The following is a 15,480-nucleotide window of genomic DNA, read 5'->3' on the forward strand; positions in this document are numbered from 1 at the left end:
ACAAGCAACGGAGCAAAAGCCAGCCAAATCGCCTGATGCTCCGCCGGGCGCAACCAGCAGAACGCGCGCGGCGGCCCTTCGGTATGAAAAACAGGCACTACCTGTTCGGCGCTCGCCAATGTTGTCGCAAACGCGCCATTGCACGGGAGCACAACGGCGGAACCCACCCGACAAATTGCAGCGCGTTCCGTTATTCATCTTTGCTGGCGATTGCCGCGATCAGTTCAAGGTTTGAATGGGGCTGCAGCAGACAGGCATTTTTGTTGCACTCATCGCCCTGAGCTCGTCCTGGCCTGCGTCAGGCAGATGTGGAGCACCGGGGCGTTGGCCGGCCACCTCAAGCTAGACGACGTGTAGAGAAAATGGAATGCAACGCGCGCGGGCTGACTGGTCGAAATGTTCAGGCCAGCGATTGCACGCTTCAGACGGATCGAGGATGGCCAGGCAATTTACTCGCAAGAAGCTGGAGCCGGTCCCTATTCCGGCAGACGAACGCTTGACCGGCCGCGCCGTGTGGGGAGCAACCATCGGAAATATTCTCGAATTCTACGACTTCGGGACCTATAGCTTTTTCGCTATCCCGATCGGTCAGGCGTTCTTCCCGGCAAGTGACCCGTTCGCCAGCCTTATGCTCTCACTCGCAACGTTCGGCGCGGGTTTTGTGACTAGACCGATCGGGGCTATCCTGCTCGGCTCGTACTCGGATCGTCTCGGGCGTCGGCCCGCGATGACCGCCAGCTTTGCAATGATGAGCGCCGCGATCCTTGTGTTGGCGGTTACGCCCTCGTACGAGACAATAGGAATTGCCGCTCCGTTGCTGGTCATTTTTGCACGTTTGGTGCAGGGCTTCGCGCTTGGCGGTGAGGTTGGTCCGACGACCGCCTATTTGATGGAAGCGGCCCCGGCCGAACGGCGCGGTCTTGCTGTCTCGTTTCAGCCTGCCAGCCAACAGATCGCTGCGACGGCCGGCGCGTTGGTGGGCGAAATACTCTCCCTCACCATGACAAGCGAGGCACTCAATGCGTACGGATGGCGGATCGCGCTTTTGCTCGGCGCCGCTACGCTGCCGTTCGGACTCTGGTTGCGGAGCGCCCTGCCCGAAACGTTGCACCGCCCCGAAGCACCGGTTCCCGGCATTCAGCCTGTAAGGAGATCGCTTGCCGCTCGCCGCATCATGAGCTTGGGATTCGTCATTTTGGCCAGTTGCACGATCATCACCTACGTTACGGGATATATGACCACCTATGCGCTGAACACCCTGCAAGTTTCCGCGCCTCTCGCCTTTGGCGCCACGCTCATCAGCAATTCGGTAGGAATTGCTGCCGCACTGCTGGGCGGCTGGCTCGCAGACCGCGCGGGCCGCCGGCACATCATGATATGGCCGCAGATCACTGCCTTGCTGATCACTTATCCGGTGTTCTTCTGGATCTCCGAGAGCCGCAGTGCCCTCGCACTTCTCGGAGGCCTCGGCGCGCTCACCCTGATCGGAACGATTCCGTATAGCGCTTTCTATGTGAGTATGGCAGAAGGTTTGCCCAAGAACATTCGTGGTGGCGCCTTCGCGATGATCTACGCTTTTGCAATAGCGATCTTCGGAGGCACCGCTCAACCACTCGTCACCTTGCTCATCCACCTGACCGGGAACGCGCTGGCGCCCGCCTGGTACATGCTTGTCGCTAGCGCAGCCGGGCTCTGTGCCATGCTCATGATGCCCGAGACCGCCCCGCCGAAAATTCAGAGCACGAACAAGCGAAGCCCATCATAGCGCTGGAGAATGTGATCAGGGGTCCCTTCCGGCTCATATCGCGCGCCCCCTCACGTCGTCCGGGAAGAATGTAGATCGCCGCCTTTTGGCCGCCATGGGTCGTCGAGAGCACCCAGGGGATCCAGGATCTCGTCGAGGTTATCGGCGCCGTCAGACTGTCGGGCGCCCGCAACGCCTAGCAGGACGCGATCGACCAATCTCCTGGCACCCACCAAGCGAGGATGGCCCGTTTGTCCGAGATGCCAAGACCGGGTCCGAGCCGCCGTCCCCAGGATGCCCGAACACGATCCCTCCGTGAGGTCGACGTCACCAAGGATCTTCGGTTAAACGTCTTGACGTCTGGTCGGTGGCTGGTTCAGTGACACGATCGTCAACGCGGCGATCAGAAATGCCAGCCCGCAGCTGACCACGGCAGCTAGCTAAAGCTCCGTTTCCGGGCGCACCTCGTGATTACCTTCCTGGCTGTTCCAACAGCTGTTCAACGAAAGACCTCGAGAGCATTCCCTACGGCGGCTGGCTCCCCAGGCCAGATGAGGTGACGCCCCGCAGTAGCAGGGCTTGACGGTTCACCTAGCCACGTTTCAGACGAGCGACCAACCTATGGTCGATCCTAAGCTCGATGATATCGTGGGCATCTGATACCCCTCAGCCGCTTCTTGGCCCCTCTGTCGCTATGGCTGGTGAATTCATAAGTGGCCCCCGCGACTCCTGCGGCATCGACCGCGAACGCGACGTACAACCTAAGTCCTTCGACCATTCTCGTTAAATGGATCTATCACCAGGAGGTTCCAATTCGCTTTGGATTTTCAAGGAACGATTGGTCCCAATGAACGTCTCGGAGCGACTGCTCGCCCAGATCGATGCGCAGATCCACAGTAGCTCGGCGCGGGCGAAGATCCAAAGGCCGTCCGACAGCGGATCGATAGATTCCATCTCGCCGGCCTCAGCGGCCAGCCGGAGCGTCTTCGGCGCGCTTTAGGATCTGTGCGGCGTTGCTGAGGTTGAGCCAGGGCTCGATCCCGTCCTCGGCGGGCTTGAACACCGGGATGCGGTAGTGCGAACGGATTGATGTGACGCGCGCGGGGGTTCAGCGATTGCCGTTGCCCGTCTTGAGGCCGTTGCGGTTGAGCAGGCCGGCAATCAGATCGTCGCTGGCGATCAGCACCAGCTGACGCACGGCTTGCATCATATCGGCAGAGGTGCTGTTACGCTGTCCGCGCCGGCGGTTCGGCAAGCGCAACTCGCTGTGGGCGCCACCCACCCAGTGAACGATGAGAACGATCTCCGAGGCCGCGTCGTCGATCTCAGCGGCGACTCGTGGATCAAGGTGCGCCCGCTGCGCTTCTTGACACGGGCATCGGTCGTCGGCGCTGACCAGACGGTTCGCAGGTTGGAAGCCAAGACGCCGAGCGAGGCCGGAGCAACGCCGGGAGCAGGTGTCCTCGCATTATGCGCGGCAAGCTTGCCCTCGACCTCCGGCACGTGGACAAGTGCCCTGTTTCCGGCAAGCTCGCTCGCCAGCAGCCGGTTCGCTGGGTCCGCGGCATCGTATTGCCGGAAAGCGCGGCTGGCGGCATAGCGCGCCTCGTCGAGGCCGCGACTGAGAGCATCGCGCAGCACCTGATCACGTCGTTCTCCGGCTTCCTTCGGCCGCGTTGCCGCGGCGATAGCTCCTTGGCCGACAACGCCGAGTAGTGCCTCCTCGATTGCATCAACGCGAGCTCCAACCCGGCTAGCGAGCTGCCTGAGGCTCTCCCTGCTGCGCTCGAGTTTCTCGCCGTTGGCAAGTGATAGGTCGCGCGCCCCAAGAACCCAAGACGTAGCGCCGGGACAACTTTGCTCGCGACGGCTGTCATTCGAGCAAGCTTGCAGTCTGATATCCTCGCCATAAGCAGTCAGATGGATCCTTTTACTGATGGCAATCGGAGCCATCAATGGGCCAGCGTGCTAATAGCCGCGTTGGCACGGCGGTGCGCCCATGTCCAAGGGGCACCCCAAAAGCACATTGGCCGTTCACGTTTGCGGTTTCTGAGTCCCGGCAGCCAGTCCGCTACCGGCATCAGAGCTAAAAGCAAAATCCATGAACCATCAGCGAATCTGGCGCCGCGCCGTGACGATCGCTCGCGTCTGCAGCCTCGAAGTGTTGCACGATAACGAAATATCTCAGCAGAGAGCCGACCGGTTGCTGGCGCCGCCAGGCTTCGATGATGTCGCTGCGATGTTTCCGAATGCGCTGCGGATGTCGATTCACCAAAAGCCGGAATTACGAGCGCGCGCGGTTGCTAGCAAAGGTGACCTCGCAAAGATTATGGGATTGCAATTTTCTCAATGACGGCAGCAACGTCGCGCACGTCGTCACTTCGCCATCGGCTCGTTCTCCAACGTCAGCTCCCCGATCTTGGCGTGCAGCGTTTCAAGTCCACGGCAGGATCGATCGTTCTGCTGCCTCCGCTAGGACCAAATACCTCGGCCGCCGCTTCCTGAAGCTGGGATTTCCACTGCGTGATCTGGTTCGGGTGCACGTCCAACTGCTCGGCCAGCTATGGCCTTAGATGCTGGTGCGTAGTGCCGGCGGGCTCGTTTGCTCATCATCTCTCCTTAAGCGCGGGACAATCTTACCCGCTGTCAGGCAGAAACTCCGCTTATCGCCCTGTCCAGATCTCCGGAGCCAGCTATGAGGTTCTGCGATTTCAAATGGCGGCCGATACACAGGCAACCGGCATCACTCCAAAACTTGGTAGGTTGAACTTAGTTGGTCTGAGACCTTTAATAATAACTAGGTTAGAGGGCTAAGATCAAACTTGCCGCAACGGCGAGAGGACTTTAGTACCGCGAACAGCTCTTCAGGCGAGTCTAAAAGACGGCGGGCCATACCATGCTTCGTGTTCTCTTTCTGATTGGCTTAACCGTTGCAGCCACGACAAGATCGAGCGCCCAGGGCGCTGACGCCAATCCAATATATGTTGATCAAGGTGTAGATTGGACCGCGACGGCGAGAGCGGACTTCTATGTGCGCGATCAGGGCTCGCGTTTGATCACGCTATCCTGGATGCAGGCGCTAAAGCAAAGGAACGGGCAACCGTTCCTCGCGGATGGTCTGTCGCGGTACGGCTATCTAGCCAATCCTGGAAACAAAGCCAACCTTCCCATCGGCTTTCATGCCTCCGGTCCTGAAGGTTTCCAGGTTGTCGGAATGACCTGCTCGGCATGTCATACGCGCCAGATCGAAGTTGAAGGCAAGGTGTATCGCGTCGATGGTGGTCCCGGGCTCGTGGACTTCTACGCGCTGCTTGGCGATTTGGACAAGGCAGTCGGTGATGTGCTTTCTAGCGACGACTCGTTTGCTCCGTTTGCTGCAGCTGTTCTGCAATCCGAAACTCCCGATCCGACCGATGTTGAGAATCTTCGCCGGCAGGTAGATAGGTGGTACTTGCGGTTTCACACGCTTATGGCGCGAGCCCTGCCCAAAAACGGCTGGGGAGTGGGCCGTCTGGATGCTGTCGGGATGATCTTCAACCGCTTATCCGGACTGGACATCGGTCCGCCACCCGATTTCATGATTCCGGAAAACATAAAAACCGCTGACGCTCCCGTGAGATACCCATTCCTTTGGAATGCGCCGCGGCAAGACAAGACGCAATGGCCGGGATTTGCAAAGAATGGAAGTGACATCTTGGGGCTGGCCCGGAACGTTGGCGAGGTTCTAGGGGTGTTCGCTACGTTCGAGCCGAAGCGTCAGGGCGCGCTCATCAATTTCCTCAATGACAATTCCACCAATTTCGACGGTCTTAGCGAGCTTGAAAACTTGGTGAAGCGAATCGGCCCTCCGAAATGGCCCTGGAAGATTGACGCTGCCTTAGCCATCCGGGGCAAAATGATCTTTGAAAGATATCCCGCTGAAGGGGGATGTAGCGGGTGCCATGGGATTGAAGACGGCGAGCAGCGCTTTCCATTCATCAAAACATGGAGAACCGTGGTCCAGAACGTCGGTACGGATACACGAGAATACGATGTCCTCGCCTGGAAAGCGAAGACGGGCGTGCTGAATGGAGCGTACATTCCCTTCGCGACCGCGCCGCTCAAGGAAAACGATCAGATCTTTAACATTCTTGCAACCTCGGTCATTGGTTCGATCGCAGAACACCTGTTGGCCGGCGGTGCCCCTTCCAACGCACGGGTCGCGACGGCGCCAGATCCGGGGTCGTCGGAGACTCGGGAGTCTCTGGGGCTGGTACGACTACCGCCAACCCTGCAGGATCTGGTAACGGCTTTCAACGCTGTCAGCACCTCGGAAGCAATCGAAAAGGCCAAGCGGAAGGGGACAGAAAGAGCATCTCGCAGTCGGCTCCCTCCATGGGGCGCCTACGAGGCCCGTGTTCTGCAGGGTATTTGGGCCGCCGCACCTTATCTTCACAACGGCTCGGTCCCTACCCTGGCGGAATTGCTCAAGCCATCGGGGCAGCGCAAATCGCAGTTTAGCATTGGACGGAAATACGACATTGAAAACGTTGGTCTTGCTGCCACCCAGGAGCCTCTGAGTGAAACATTATCCACCACGGATTGTAATGACATCAATTCTGGAAACAGCCGATGCGGCCACGAGTACGGGACTAGTTTGAGCGAGCAAGACAAAAAGGCGTTGCTCGAATACCTCAAGACGCTGTAACCCGCTGCGTTGTTTCCTCTTTTGAGGCTGAAGCCAACATTTTAGAGAAATAGCCAGGTTCCAGCTCTGGCTGAAATGGATCCGGTTTTAGGACCGGGGCTAAGGAGATCGGCCGCTCCGTTTAAACGGAGCGAACCATGACGAAGACGAGACGCAAGATTGACGCCGCCTTGAAGGCGAAGATTGCCCTGGAGGCAGTGCGGGAACAGGCGATGGTTGCCGATCTGGCCCAGCGCTACGAGGTCCACCCAACCAGATTTACGCCTGGAAGAAGCAGCTGCTGGAGAATGCGAGTCTTCGACGTCGGTGTCGGCCGGGATGCCGAGGCCGATCGCGAGCGAGAGGTCGAGAAACTGCATGCCGAGCGGGACTTTTTAGCCAAGAGGTCCGGAAGATGAGCGCGCCGGGCCGCCGAGCGATGCTCGACCGCGGCGATCGGACGCTGTCGATAAGACAATGCGCCCTGGTCGGCGTTGCGCGTTACGGCATCTACCGGCCGCGACCGCCGGCCAATGACAACGACGCCGCACCGATGCGCCTGATCGACGAGCTGTTCACGGCGTGGCCGTCTCTCGGCTCGCGCCGCATGAATGCGATGCTGCGCGCCCGAGGCTGCGGATCAACCGCAAGCGCGGGCAACGGCTGATGCGCAAGATGGCGATTGCGGCGCTCGGGCCACGACCTCGCAAAACGAGCCCTGCCGCCGGCCACAAGATCTATCCATATCTGCTGCGCAAACTCACAATCGGAGCGCGTCAATCACTTCTGAGCGGCCGACATCACCTACATCCCGGTCGGACGGGGCTTCCTCTATCTGGTGGCGATTATCGACTGGGCGAGCCGCGCCATCCTGGCGTGGCGAGTGTCGAAACGCGATGGATGTCTCGTTCTGCGTGGCGGCGCGACGCCCTGCCCAAGCATGGCAAGCCGGAGATCTTCAATACCGACCAGGCTGGCCAGTTCACCAGCTCCGCGTTCACCGGCGCGCTTTCGGCCGCCCGAATCCGGATCTCCATGGACGGACGCGGGCGCTGGATGGACAACGTCTTCATCGAACGTGTCTGGCGATCGCTCAAGCTCAAGGACATCTACCTTTAAGGGATACACGACGGCCGCGAGGCCACGGACGAAATCTCCAGCTGGATCGCCTTCTACAACGAGCATCGCCCTGACCAGGCGCTCGGCTACCGCACGCCGATAGCCGTCTGGCGCGCGGCAACAGGGACCGCCCGCTGTGGACATGATGGACAACGCCGCCGCGTTGCCCACATGCCCACAGCCGCAACAACAGCAGACGACGGCCCTTGCGGCATGATAGTAGGAGAAGGAGCGGTCATCTTCCAACTAAGAAACCGGTTTAAGCGGTCCCGCTATGCGCGTCCATTTCACGCCGGTCCGTCATCATTTGATGGAACACGCGCGGATACCCCTGAAATCCTGATTGGGGTCCGCCCGCGACCGGCAGTCTAAGCCGTGATGCCATGGCGACGATTGCGACAGTCGATGCGAGCCGGGCGGACGGATGCATCCGTCAACTTGATGCCGACGCTGCCTGCCCTATCGCCAATAGCTGTGACGATTCCCCAACCGTCATGGGCGATACGAACGCCATCTCCATGATAGGCTATCCGCCGTGCAGGCGCCTGGCGCGAGTATGCTTGTACATGTGACGCCTCCGGCGAGGCAATTTGCCCCTTTGCGATGTCATGCTGCGCGTCTGGACTGTAGCTCGCGTCGCTATAACGGCCCATCAGCGGGCAAGCCGACAGGCCGGGCAGAACTCAGGATTGGATGAAATTCCTCAAGCTCATCAATCAGCTGTTTACCTGGTTTAATTCTTGCGAAATGATATCAATGGCCTCGAGCATGGCGTCATACTCCTCGTATATGCCGAGCAAGGCTTGGCCAACTTTCAAATTGTGCACGGGATCGACAATCGAGGGGGAGTCGTAAGTTAGGGAGATAGGTCCAGTAAATAGAATTTCTTCGCCACGCTCGTCGCGTCGCAACGTTCGGTCCGTGCACCATTTGACGAGTTGCGTTACTGCTCCCTTCCCGGACTCATTGATGGGCGGCAGGTGCCGAACCGAGTAGAAATTCGTCCGCGCAGAATACATCTGTCGCGAACCCGAGCTCATGCGCTGGTCTGGTTGAGCGGTAAGGGTCAGCAGGCGCTTGCCATCCGGACGCTCGAGCGTGCCTTGAATTAGGCCGCCTTCTCTGATCAAAGTAATGTGCGCGAGCTTTTTTGGAGCACCAAGAACCTCTCGTCCCGAGGCGAGCGCTGCATCATTCGTTGTCACGTAAATGTAAGGAATGTAATAGCCAGTCTCACCACCGGGATCACGAACTTGAACTCCCGAATAGCACTCCAAGTATGGCCCGACAGTGCTTGAGCGATAACTCGCGACCCCCACAATGGCGATTGCAGGGTTTGCTGCAGGTACCAGCCCGTTCGGTAATAGACGGTTCACCTCGTGTCCCACCCTGAACATAAGGCTTATGGCTTGGCAGCCGAGAAACGAGCTGCCACGATCTTTGCCCCCATGGTAAAGGGGCGCATCAAACGGAATGCCTTTGACGTCGGACATCACATTTCTCCTCGCTTTCGAACTATTTTCACCGATTGGGAGTTGAGCTAATTCATCTCACCGCGCCTATCCGGTTGTTGGAGCATCCCTGAAGCGACTGTATTGCGTTGGCCCCAATGCAGGCTCGGCCGTCCGTAACGGCTATGGACGAGTTGGGTTTTCATGGTGTGGATTGATCGGGGCATTATCAAGCAGCGAGCCGGGGCTGATCGATCCAGTGATCGCGATCGTCGCTACGCCAGGCCGAGTACCGAGTTCTGCGCCTTGCACATCAATCCACCGTTAAACGATCCGAAAACATCAAACACGCTTGACCTTTCCATTCTAGACAGGCCGCTATGCGGTGCGGCCGAATGCGCCTGTTGATTGTGCATTCATTCCGGCGAAGCATGCTCGCCGACGATGACGTCAAGGCGCCCTCCTATCTGTCATTATGCAACGTCGATGCCAAGCACCTCGAGCGGGTTATAGGGCTCACTCGGCTGCGGATGCCGAACTTGGTACGAGAGACCGCTGGCAACTTTCGGCTGTTGTTCTGTTGCCTTCCTCGCTTGTCAGATTGACGACGCGATGTCGAAGGCTCGACATGACCAAGCCTCCGGACAGAAAGTATCGATGAGACTCTCTTACTGGTGCCAAGACGTTATGCTGTGCATGGTCGGAAACGCAGGCCACGCGAACACCGACGTCGCGCTAGCACGTCGGAAGACCTCCAGCAACTGCAAGAGCCACTTGAGTTTGCGTTGCGATCAGATTCTCGGCGCGGCGATTGCACATAAGGGGATATTCCAATTCGCAAGACTGGGAGAACTTCATGTGTTCTGCGCCCCGCTTCTACCGCTGCGACCCACAAAGAGCTCAGTACCGTGCGCGCTTGTGCGGAACCGGTCTTGCCTCACTTGCGGTCAGCGGCAATTCACCCAAAATTGGAAGAAACTCGGTCGTGAATTGTCGGCATCAAGAAGGTGGCCCAGTTTGGCGAGGCCAATGCAACACTCCGACGTAAACGCCTGCGCCGCGAACGCTTGTTCACGACGTGAACTCGTTATCGAACTGCTTTCGCGCCAATTTACATGAGCACTGCTGCAGGCTTGGGGGCATTGCAGATGATGCGCGGCACAGGATAGATCGACAGGAGTTAAGCGGGCATGGTGCAGACCGCGGCTCGCGACTTGCTTTACTTCCAAGGTTCGGGTTCTCAAACATTTCCGTCAGCATGATCCTCACGCCTGATACTGGGAAGACCCTGCACCGCCACTGATCGAGGAAGCAAAAGTTATGGGACGTGTGAACGAAAAAGTCGTTCTGGTAACCGGCGGGGCTCAAGGCATGGGGGCTGCTCATGCGCGCCTGCTGGTAGCCGAGGGCGCGAAAGTCGTGATCACCGATATTCTTCACAAGGAAGGAGAGATTCTCGCGGCCGAACTTGGCACATCCGCGATCTATGTGCGTCAAGACGTCGCTCAGCCAGAGGATTGGTGCCAGGCGATCGCGGCTGCGGAGAGCAAGTTCGGCGCGCTGCACGGCCTCGTCAACAATGCAGGCATAGCCAGCATGGCTCCCATCGAGCAGTTCCCGCTCGAGCAGTGGAAGAAGACACTTGCAGTCAATCTCACCGGTGTTTTCTTGGGTATGCAGACTGCCTTACCGGCCATGCGCCGCGCGGGCGGAGGCTCGATCGTTAACATCTCGTCGATCGAGGGGTTGAGGGGGACTGCTGGGCTTCACGCCTACGTTGCTTCCAAGTTCGGCGTGCGGGGCATAACCAAGTCCGCTGCCTTGGAGGCCGCCGCGTCCGGCGTTCGCGTAAACTCTATCCATCCGGGCCTAATCAACACTCGGATGACTGAGAATTTCGAGCCTTCCAGTTTCCCCATTCCGCTCGGGCGGGCCGCCGAGCCGCAGGAAGTGTCACGGGCAGTCTTGTTCCTGCTCAGCGACGAGTCCTCTTATCTCACGGGCTCCGAAATCGTGGTCGATGGCGGCCTGACGATCGGCGTCCCGCACACGTGTCCGGCGCCTGCAAACATCTTTTGACTATCAGCTGACGGATTGTCACGTCGAACTAGATGGAATCTCACGATGTACTACAGCAGTGGAAACTACGAAGCTTTTGCTCGCCCCCGCAAACCCGCAGGTGTGGATAGCAAGACAGCTTGGTTCGTTGGTTCGGGGTTAGCGGCGCTCTCCGGCGCAGCCTTCTTGATCCGCGACGGACAAATGAGTGGCGACCGTATCACCATCCTCGAACGACTGAATCTTCCGGGGGGCGCGTTGGACGGTAGTCAAGACCCGGAACGGGGATTCGTGATTCGAGGTGGTAGAGAGATGGAGGATCATTTCGAGTGCCTCTGGGACCTGTTCCGTTCGATCCCATCGCTCGAACTTGAAGGCGCCAGCGTGCTCGACGAGTTTTACTGGCTGAACAAGGATGATCCGAACTACACACTACAGCGGGTGACGGTGAACCAGGGGCAGAATGCCCATACCGATGGCCTCTTCACTTTGAGCGAAGAGGCCCAGAGAGAGCTGATTGCCCTTTTTCTTGCCACTCGTAAGCAGATGGAGGCCAAGCGCATCGACGAAGTGTTCGGGAGAGATTTCTTCAACAGCAATTTTTGGCTCTACTGGCGTACTATGTTCGCTTTTGAAAAATGGCATTCGGCCCTCGAGATGAAGCTTTATTTGCATCGATTCATCCATCATATCGGCGGCCTGCCGGATTTCAGCACGCTGAAGTTTACCAAGTACAATCAGTATGAATCGCTTGTTCTGCCATTATGCAAATGGCTGTTAGAGCAAGGCGTCAACTTTCGCTACGGTGTCGAAGTCACCGATATTGATTTCGACATAAAACGCGGACGCAAGCAAGCCACAGGCATCCGATGGCTGGAGAATGGCATTGTGGGCAGTGTCGATATTGGCGCCGACGATCTTGTTTTCATGACGATCGGGTCGCTTACCGAAAACTCGGACATGGGGGACCATCACACAGCTCCCAGGCTCGACGAAGGCCCCGCGCCCGCCTGGGATCTGTGGCGGCGTATTGCGGCTAAGGATGCCGCCTTTGGCCGTCCAGACGTCTTTGGCGGCAATATCTCTGCAACCAAATGGGAATCGGCGACCATCACGACCCTGGACGCACGCATTCCGGCATACATTCACAAGATTGCCAAACGCGATCCGTTCAGCGGCAGGGTCGTCACAGGAGGCATCGTTACGGTGAAAGACTCGAGCTGGTTGCTCAGTTGGACCGCAAACCGCCAGCCGCATTTCAAGCACCAGCGCAGCGACCAAGTCGTTGCCTGGCTCTATTCACTATTCGTCGAGAAAGCCGGCGACTACGTGAAGAAACCGATGCAAGATTGTACGGGCGAGGAAATCACGCAAGAATGGCTTTATCACCTCGGTGTGCCGGTCCCGAGCATACCGGAACTCGCCGCGAGCGCAGCCAAAACGGTGCCGGTGATGATGCCCTACGTCACTTCCTTCTTCATGCCGCGGCAGATGGGCGACCGGCCAGATGTTGTGCCTAAAGAGGCAGTCAATTTCGCCTTCATCGGCCAGTTCGCGGAGTCGGGTGAACGGGATTGTATCTTCACGACGGAATACTCGGTTCGGACGGCGATGGAAGCCGTTTATATACTCCTCAAGATTGAACGTGGCGTGCCTGAGGTATTCAACTCAACTTATGATATTCGCAAGTTGCTTGCAGCAATGGGTAGACTGCGTGACGGCAAGGAAATTGAGATCCCAGGACGAGCGTTCCTGCGCGATCTTATTCTGAAAAAGATTAACGCAACCGAGATTGGCGAACTGTTCAATAAGTATCACCTGAGTTGACGGAGGTGAGGACGCTGTCTGTCGGAGAGGTAACCTCACCTACAAATCGCAGAAGTCTCGAGTAGCCCACCACTAGAGCGGTTCCCGATCAGGTTGGCGCGTATCCGGCGGCTCCGAAGTAGTTGGCGCATTCGCGTGGCGTGAAGCGGTCGAGGCAACGCCCGATGGCAGTCCACAGTCCTTCGACCGAACGTTCGGCGGCGGCGCGCAGCAGTGCTTTCAGCTTGGAGAAGGCGTTCTCGATCGGATTGAAGTCGGGGCTGTGGCCGGGAGATAGAGGAGAGTTGCGCCGGCCGCTTCGATTGCCGCGCGCACGCCGGCGCCTTTGTGGCTGCCGAGATTATCCATGACGACGATATCGCCTTGCCGCAATTCTGGAACGAGAACGTGATCGACATAGGCTTGGAACGCAGCCCGTTAATCGGCCCATCGAGAACCATCGGTGCGACCATGCCCGACAGGCGCAGCCCGGCGATGAAGGTCGTCGTCTTCCAGTGGCCGTGCGGGATGGAGGCACGTAGCCGTTCGCCGCGGGGCGCACCCCGCGGGTACGCGCCATATTGGTCGACGCCCAGGTCTCGTCGAGGAAGACGAGCTTGTCAGGATCGAGGACGAGCCGGCCGTCGAACCATTCCTCCCGCTTCTTCAGGACGTCCGGCCGTTCCTGCTCAGCGGCGTGCGCGGTCTTTTTTTGAGCGTGATCTTCCGGCGCTGGAAGAAGCGCGACAAAGCGGAGATGCTGAAGGCGTGTCCATCGGCCGCGAGCGCCGCCTTCAGCTCCTCCAGTGTGCTGTCGGGCTTGGCCGCAATCAGCGCGAGGATGCGGTCGGCCTGTGCCTCGATCGCCTGCGAGCGTCGATCACCGCCCTGCGGCTTCGCCATCACCTCGCCCGTCTCGCGCGCCTGCGCTACCCAGCGGATCGCACTCGACACTCCGACTCGAAAGTGCGCCGCAGCCGCTCGACGCGACATGCCGCCTTCAACAGCGGCGACCACACGCTTACGAAGATCGGCCGAAAGAGATGCCGCCATGCCCGCCGGCCTCCTTCGCCGGCAGACAGCTTGAATCAGAACCGGCCTGATTTGGGAATCCCAAACGATTCAATTTGGTCGGAACCCGCTCTAGCAGACGAGAACTGCGACGAGAAGGACCGAGGCAATTCCCAGGCTCACTAGTTCCAACGCGCTTATGGAGCCAATGTCCATTGTGTTGCTCCCGCCGCTCTTACAAGCCCTGACCTGCCACTGAACCTTCATCCAGCGGCGGTTAGAGCTCGCCGGTTTGTACGCCAGGTGGCGCGGGTGGAACAACGGACGATCCGCGGAGCTGGTCGGGGTTGCGGAGCCGCTCGTCCGTTGCGGTGAGGTGGGCAGCGCAGGCCGCAGGGGTGAGGTATTTCAGCGACGAGTGAGGCCGCCGGGTATTGTAGTCGGCGACCCAATTAGCGATTTTGGTGCGGGCGTCGTCGAGATCGAAGAAGAGGGTCTCGTTGAGCAACTCATCGCGCATCCGGCCATTGATGGGGAAGACGGCCCCCGCTCCCTCGGCCGCGGCGATATACTGGCGATGCACGAACCCGCTAACAGGAGCAATTCACCAATGGAAGCCGCGACAATTGGGTTGGAATTTCGAAGCACGTGTTTCACATCCATGCAGTTGATAGCCAGTGACCTTGCCCCCAAGTTTTATCCAATCCTGAGTTCGCTCCGGCTATTGGATTTGCCCGGTTGGGCGGTGGTAGCGACGGGAGCTGGCGCGGAGCCCTCGGCATAGCGCAGCGCCAGATCCCGGCGCGGATGGCAGGTGAAGGCGAACTCGGACGGCGTCTTCCATCCGAGCCGCGAGTGTGGGCGTGCATCGTTGTAATCGGCGCGCCAGCATCCGAGCGCGACGCGGGCCTGGGCCAGCGAGGTAAACAGCGTCTCGTTCAACAATTCATCCCGCAGCCGGCCGTTGAAGCTCTCGATGAAGGCATTCTGCATGGGCTTGCCCGGCGCAATGTAGTGCCAGGCGACCCGGCTCTGATCAGTCCATGTCAGGATGGCGTTGCTGGTGAGTTCGGTGCCGTTGTCGCTGACCACCGTCTTGGGCTTGCCGCGCTCGATCACCAGCCGGTCCAGCTCCCGCGCCACACGGGTGCCGGAGAGCGAGGTATCGGCCACCAGTGCCAGGCACTCGCGGGTGCAGTCATCGACGACGGTAAGGATACGGAAGCGGCGGCCATCGGTGAGCTGATCCGACACGAAGTCGAGCGACCAGCGGTCGTTCGGCGCCATCGCCACCGTCATCGGCGCCCGGGTCCCGATCGCCCGCTTGCGGCCGCCACGGCGGCGCACCGCGAGCCTCTCTTCCCGGTACAGACGGAAGAGCTTCTTGTGGTTGACCAGATAGCCCTCCCGCTTGAGCAGCACATGCAGGCGTCGATAGCCGAAACGACGACGTTCCTGGGCGATTGCCCGCATGCGCTGGCGAAGGCCGGCTTCGTCCGCCCGGGTCGTCTGGTATCTCATGGTCATGCGGCAGCAGCCGATGGTTTTACACGCCCGCCGTTCGCTCATCCCGAAGGCGCCTCTGAGATGGGCGACAGCTTTCCGCTTGGCCGCGGGCGTCACCA

Annotated in this window: 13 protein-coding genes and 3 pseudogenes; 10 read left to right on the forward strand and 6 right to left on the reverse strand. The window is 59.2% G+C overall.

The window, feature by feature from the left end:
* Window positions 1-436 precede the first annotated feature (436 nt).
* Window positions 437-1,765, forward strand: coding sequence for an MFS transporter (locus AC0QUY_RS38040; protein WP_161855573.1), 1,329 nt, complete (start codon window positions 437-439; stop codon window positions 1,763-1,765).
* 1,087 nt (window positions 1,766-2,852) lie between these two features.
* On the opposite strand, the gene AC0QUY_RS38045 is transcribed toward AC0QUY_RS38040, so the two are convergent.
* Window positions 2,853-2,999, reverse strand: a complete 147-nt coding sequence (locus AC0QUY_RS38045) for a hypothetical protein (protein WP_245320257.1) — start codon at window positions 2,997-2,999, stop codon at window positions 2,853-2,855.
* A 215-nt stretch (window positions 3,000-3,214) separates the two neighbouring features.
* Between AC0QUY_RS38045 and AC0QUY_RS38050 the strand changes: the two genes are divergently transcribed.
* Together AC0QUY_RS38050 and AC0QUY_RS38055 are read left to right on the forward strand one after the other, a co-directional pair.
* The gene (locus AC0QUY_RS38050; protein WP_246738315.1) at window positions 3,215-3,460 is read left to right on the forward strand and encodes a hypothetical protein; all 246 of its coding nucleotides are present in this window, start codon (window positions 3,215-3,217) and stop codon (window positions 3,458-3,460) included.
* 385 nt (window positions 3,461-3,845) lie between these two features.
* Window positions 3,846-4,097 carry a hypothetical protein gene (locus AC0QUY_RS38055; protein ID WP_065754933.1) on the forward strand — a complete coding sequence of 84 codons (252 nt, stop codon included), beginning with the start codon at window positions 3,846-3,848 and terminating at the stop codon, window positions 4,095-4,097.
* Between the two features lie 38 nt (window positions 4,098-4,135).
* Here AC0QUY_RS38055 and AC0QUY_RS38060 read toward each other — a convergent pair.
* Window positions 4,136-4,354 (reverse strand): annotated as a pseudogene (locus AC0QUY_RS38060) (transposase); the annotation flags it as partial.
* A 286-nt stretch (window positions 4,355-4,640) separates the two neighbouring features.
* On the opposite strand from AC0QUY_RS38060, the gene AC0QUY_RS38065 reads away from it, so the two are divergent.
* From AC0QUY_RS38065 to AC0QUY_RS38085, 5 genes are all read left to right on the forward strand, one after another.
* Window positions 4,641-6,431, forward strand: a complete 1,791-nt coding sequence (locus AC0QUY_RS38065) for a di-heme-cytochrome C peroxidase (RefSeq protein ID WP_161855574.1) — start codon at window positions 4,641-4,643, stop codon at window positions 6,429-6,431.
* A gap of 137 nt (window positions 6,432-6,568) precedes the next feature.
* Window positions 6,569-6,829, forward strand: a complete 261-nt coding sequence (locus AC0QUY_RS38070; protein WP_371419330.1) for a hypothetical protein — start codon at window positions 6,569-6,571, stop codon at window positions 6,827-6,829.
* Window positions 6,826-7,077: a hypothetical protein gene (locus AC0QUY_RS38075; protein WP_063800259.1), complete on the forward strand. Its 252-nt coding sequence runs from the start codon at window positions 6,826-6,828 to the stop codon at window positions 7,075-7,077. Before AC0QUY_RS38070 ends, AC0QUY_RS38075 begins: the two co-directional genes overlap by 4 nt.
* Window positions 7,077-7,529 carry a hypothetical protein gene (locus AC0QUY_RS38080; protein ID WP_371419331.1) on the forward strand — a complete coding sequence of 151 codons (453 nt, stop codon included), beginning with the start codon at window positions 7,077-7,079 and terminating at the stop codon, window positions 7,527-7,529. The genes AC0QUY_RS38075 and AC0QUY_RS38080 overlap by 1 nt, the downstream gene beginning before the upstream one ends.
* 3 nt (window positions 7,530-7,532) lie before the next feature.
* Complete coding sequence (locus AC0QUY_RS38085) at window positions 7,533-7,901, forward strand: integrase core domain-containing protein (protein WP_474417106.1); 369 nt, start codon at window positions 7,533-7,535, stop codon at window positions 7,899-7,901.
* 344 nt (window positions 7,902-8,245) lie between these two features.
* On the opposite strand, the gene AC0QUY_RS38090 is transcribed toward AC0QUY_RS38085, so the two are convergent.
* Window positions 8,246-9,022, reverse strand: a complete 777-nt coding sequence (locus tag AC0QUY_RS38090) for an acetoacetate decarboxylase family protein (protein ID WP_057855963.1) — start codon at window positions 9,020-9,022, stop codon at window positions 8,246-8,248.
* 1,278 nt (window positions 9,023-10,300) lie between these two features.
* Here AC0QUY_RS38090 and AC0QUY_RS38095 point away from each other — a divergent pair.
* Together AC0QUY_RS38095 and AC0QUY_RS38100 are read left to right on the forward strand one after the other, a co-directional pair.
* Window positions 10,301-11,059 carry a glucose 1-dehydrogenase gene (locus AC0QUY_RS38095; protein WP_161855575.1) on the forward strand — a complete coding sequence of 253 codons (759 nt, stop codon included), beginning with the start codon at window positions 10,301-10,303 and terminating at the stop codon, window positions 11,057-11,059.
* Window positions 11,060-11,104: 45 nt separating this feature from the next.
* A complete protein-coding gene (locus AC0QUY_RS38100; RefSeq protein WP_475391122.1) occupies window positions 11,105-12,865 on the forward strand; it encodes an oleate hydratase in 1,761 nt (586 codons plus the stop codon).
* Window positions 12,866-12,953: 88 nt separating this feature from the next.
* Here AC0QUY_RS38100 and AC0QUY_RS38105 read toward each other — a convergent pair.
* The 3 genes and pseudogenes from AC0QUY_RS38105 to AC0QUY_RS38115 form a co-directional block, all read right to left on the reverse strand.
* Window positions 12,954-13,897 (reverse strand): annotated as a pseudogene (locus AC0QUY_RS38105) (IS630 family transposase).
* A gap of 235 nt (window positions 13,898-14,132) precedes the next feature.
* Window positions 14,133-14,387: pseudogene (locus tag AC0QUY_RS38110) on the reverse strand (integrase core domain-containing protein); the annotation flags it as partial.
* A gap of 164 nt (window positions 14,388-14,551) precedes the next feature.
* Window positions 14,552-15,480, reverse strand: a 929-nt coding sequence (locus AC0QUY_RS38115; protein WP_474417103.1) for an IS3 family transposase, incomplete at its 5' end; no start/stop codon positions are given.

Source organism: Bradyrhizobium sp. WYCCWR15520, from assembly GCF_056174665.1.

Bases quoted from the DNA above. Each gene is read 5' to 3' on its own strand.
- AC0QUY_RS38080 (WP_371419331.1), top strand. From the start codon at position 7,077: ATGCGCAAGATGGCGATTGCGGCGCTCGGGCCACGACCTCGCAAAACG.
- AC0QUY_RS38090 (WP_057855963.1), bottom strand. From the start codon at position 9,022: ATGTCCGACGTCAAAGGCATTCCGTTTGATGCGCCCCTTTACCATGGG.
- AC0QUY_RS38050 (WP_246738315.1), top strand. From the start codon at position 3,215: ATGCGCGGCAAGCTTGCCCTCGACCTCCGGCACGTGGACAAGTGCCCT.
- AC0QUY_RS38070 (WP_371419330.1), top strand. From the start codon at position 6,569: ATGACGAAGACGAGACGCAAGATTGACGCCGCCTTGAAGGCGAAGATT.
- AC0QUY_RS38100 (WP_475391122.1), top strand. From the start codon at position 11,105: ATGTACTACAGCAGTGGAAACTACGAAGCTTTTGCTCGCCCCCGCAAA.
- AC0QUY_RS38065 (WP_161855574.1), top strand. From the start codon at position 4,641: ATGCTTCGTGTTCTCTTTCTGATTGGCTTAACCGTTGCAGCCACGACA.
- AC0QUY_RS38075 (WP_063800259.1), top strand. From the start codon at position 6,826: ATGAGCGCGCCGGGCCGCCGAGCGATGCTCGACCGCGGCGATCGGACG.
- AC0QUY_RS38040 (WP_161855573.1), top strand. From the start codon at position 437: ATGGCCAGGCAATTTACTCGCAAGAAGCTGGAGCCGGTCCCTATTCCG.
- AC0QUY_RS38055 (WP_065754933.1), top strand. From the start codon at position 3,846: ATGAACCATCAGCGAATCTGGCGCCGCGCCGTGACGATCGCTCGCGTC.
- AC0QUY_RS38095 (WP_161855575.1), top strand. From the start codon at position 10,301: ATGGGACGTGTGAACGAAAAAGTCGTTCTGGTAACCGGCGGGGCTCAA.